At 33.5% G+C, this 3,315-nt stretch carries 2 protein-coding genes; both read right to left on the reverse strand.

Annotated features, from left to right (window positions below; all coding sequences use genetic code 11):
* Positions 1 to 426, reverse strand: a 426-nt coding sequence (locus A3842_RS08160; protein WP_218618663.1) for a DUF6602 domain-containing protein, incomplete at its 3' end; no start/stop codon positions are given.
* Between the two features lie 79 nt (positions 427 to 505).
* The coding region (locus A3842_RS08165) for a DEAD/DEAH box helicase (RefSeq protein ID WP_083609520.1) at positions 506 to 3,315 on the reverse strand (2,810 nt) is incomplete at its 5' end.

The following is a 3,315-nucleotide window of genomic DNA, read 5'->3' on the forward strand; positions in this document are numbered from 1 at the left end:
GTTATAAGAAAAGATCCCGTTAAACAATGGTTTGTCTGTCCCTCCAGAAATAATTGAACCATTATTATTTGCTTTCATGATAATGCCATTAATCTCTGTTGGTTCAATGTTAGACTTCACTTCAATAATACCAATTACATTTACAGGAACAGCAATAATGAAATCTCCTTCGGAGAATAATAAGGGGTATGATTGATCATAAATAATTATATCTATTTGAGAAGTTATGTAATTTTTATTCCGAATAAACCCAGTACCTACCGAAATATTTTTAGGTAAAACACGGTTTAAATAATTCCTTAGAATAATTTCCTTATATCTTCCTTCTTCTGCCCAATTTGCACTATCGATCAGGTTCCTGACTCTTTTTTCATAAGCCATAAACTCAGTTGCTACTGATTTTTGATATTCTAAATAGTTTGGCATTATATTTCTCCCTTCCTTGTATCTATAGTTTAAATTCTTATACAATAGAAGTAATACGGAAATCTAAAATTAAGTGTAATTAGATTATTTGGAAAATTGCATTCTTTACTTTTTCTGAATAATCCATTCCTGGAATGTCTCCAGTTTCCTTCCACTCATTTATTAGCGTCCCTAAATAATTAACATCTCCGAATTCCTTTCCCAACTGTATTGACAATAATCGTGGTAGCCCTCTCTTTCTGAATTTCAAAGCTTCGTTACTTTTAACTCCCCAACTAATAAAGGATGGTAGCATCTGTAGGCCCTCAGGAACTAAATAATCATAGCCAGTTTTCTCGATCATAGATTCTATAATTGTGATATAACAATTTGCTAAATGGGATATATTCCTAATGCCATCCTGGAGTATATGTACAACTTTAGCTATTGGACCTTGATTATTTCTATTATGGTTTCTTCCTTCTACTCCTACACCATGTTTTACCATGATATCTCCAATTTCTTTAATTGTCTTCCCACTTGTCCATGCTATTAAGAACTCGCATAATATCTCAGGATGTTTAAATGAATTATGTACATTTTCAATTAAAAATTCACCAGTTAGTTTTCTTATATTACTCATATACCAGTTTAGCCAATCTCCTATTGTCGCATCTAAATAGCCAACAAGGAATAGAGTGCCTTCTTCATCAATACTTTCCCAGAGAGTTTTGGCAACCTTAATTGAAACAGCAGATTTCTTTGCAATATCAACGTATTGCTTCATAAGTGGATCTTCTTGTACAATACTGAGCCATTTATCACAATTATCAGTAGCATTATCAATTACTTCTGAATCAAGTAAGTAGCTAGCTAACGTCTTACTTATTATTTTTTTATTAATTTGATCCTCCTTAGTAGTAGTGTTTAATAAAAATGTATAATTATCTAACGCATTTTCAAATGGACTACTAGCTACCGAATTTAATATTTGCGTCAGTCCGGATCCTACAGGAACTACTGCATCAATTCTCTCTAAATATTCATTATATTCCGGCGCTAGTGTAAATCCATTCTTATTATGGCTTGAAGGATATTGAGGAACAATCACACCAATAGATTGAAAAGCCAGTCCTGGTCTTCCTGCTCGACCAAGCATATTAATGACTTCCTCTTTTGACATAGGTTTTGGGATATCATCTGCATTGTATTGTTTGGTTGTATTCACTACGACTGCAGAAGCAGGTAGATTTAATCCTTGTGCTAATGTACCTGTAGCACATACAACTCCTCGGTTACAACTTTTAAAAAACGCCTCGACTGCTTCTTGCTCTTCATCTATTAATGCTTGAGAATGAATTCCTATTCCATTAATTAGTCCCTCCTCAAGATCTGATACTTCACCCAATTCAATTTCAGCAAAAGTTAAATAGGCATCTACTCTACGGTTCATAATATATTCAAATTTATTTATTTTCTTATGTGCTGCAATCTCACCAATTAGATGACGGGTAGTTTGTGAGAAAATAAGAACAGGTAGATTGCATGTAGCAAGCCAGTTCCCAAGTTGCCTGGCCATATCATTCCCATAACCTTCTGTAGTCCAATTACCAAATTTAGATAGCTTAAATCGTATTTTCAATTTATCTGGTAGTCGTATTGGATATGCTGATTTCTGCGTTTCATCATTCCAAACATCTTGTACGCAAAAAAACAAATCAGTAGATAATTCTTTTGAGTAGCTCTTTTTCCCGCTTTTCCTTGCTTCTTCTAAAGCATTATTGTATTCCTTCGATGGATGTGATATAAATCCTCTAAGCGTTCTCGCTGGTCTCCATCTTGTATAAACTGCATCGGAAGGCTTATTATTTAAAGCCTCTAACCATTTTGGTAGAATTGTTGATTTATCTAATAATGCAGACATTAATAAGTAAACTGCGTTTTCTGAATTTTCAGAAACCCTTGCCAATAATGAATCTAGCAAAGCTCCTCTATTTCCTTCTTTTATATTATGAAACTCATCAACAACGTATAAACTAACGTGTATGAACAATTCAGAACGTTTAGCATATAAAGAAGTACATTTTTCCGGTGTCATAACTAAAATTAGTTTCGAACTATCAAATTGCTCAAAGCGGTTTAAATTATCCAAATCATCAATAAGTAATATTTGGTCTGAAAATAAATTTTGAACATCTATAATTTTCTTCATTCTCTCCGAAATTTGACGACATAAAGCATGAGTAGGTGCTAAATAAATAATTATTGGCCCTCTTTGTAAAGAGGAAATCACTTTATGTTCTGCAATCAAGCTTTTTCCAGTACCTGTTGGAATAGCTATAATATTATTCTGATGATTTAAAAGCCCCTTTTCAATGGCTTCTTTATGTGGCGGCCAAATAATAAATACGCGTTCATCTAAATATCTTTGCATATGTTCATTCCAAATATTAAGTGGACAATCCCCAGGAGATTGTAAGATAGAGTTCGCTCTAGATGGAAAAGTTCTATTCACTAGTAGTAATATAAGAGCTAATAGTAAGATTGTACTCTCCCCACAATTCGTAGAGATACGATGCAGACGTAATAATCTCTTTTCAATATCAATGTCCCACTCATTATGTACTAAAGTAAGTTCTTTTTTGAATAGAACTAAACATTCATTCAATTCCCACAGCATTGCTTCCCTTGTTACATGCTTTAAATCTCTATAATTCTTAATCCCCTCCACTTTCTCCTTTGGAGCATCTTTGTATACAATATAATGAAGTTCTAATGAAGCAAATCTTATCAAATTCTCAATGACAACTGGCTCAATGGATTTCTCTGGGGAAATAATTGAGTCACGATGGATACTTTTTGCTGATTGTGCGGCATTAGGGTCATAGCCAGCAATATAATATAATAGCG

The organism is Paenibacillus sp. P3E (assembly GCF_001909045.1).
GTDB classification, from domain to species: Bacteria; Bacillota; Bacilli; order Paenibacillales; family Paenibacillaceae; genus Paenibacillus_AQ; species Paenibacillus_AQ helianthi.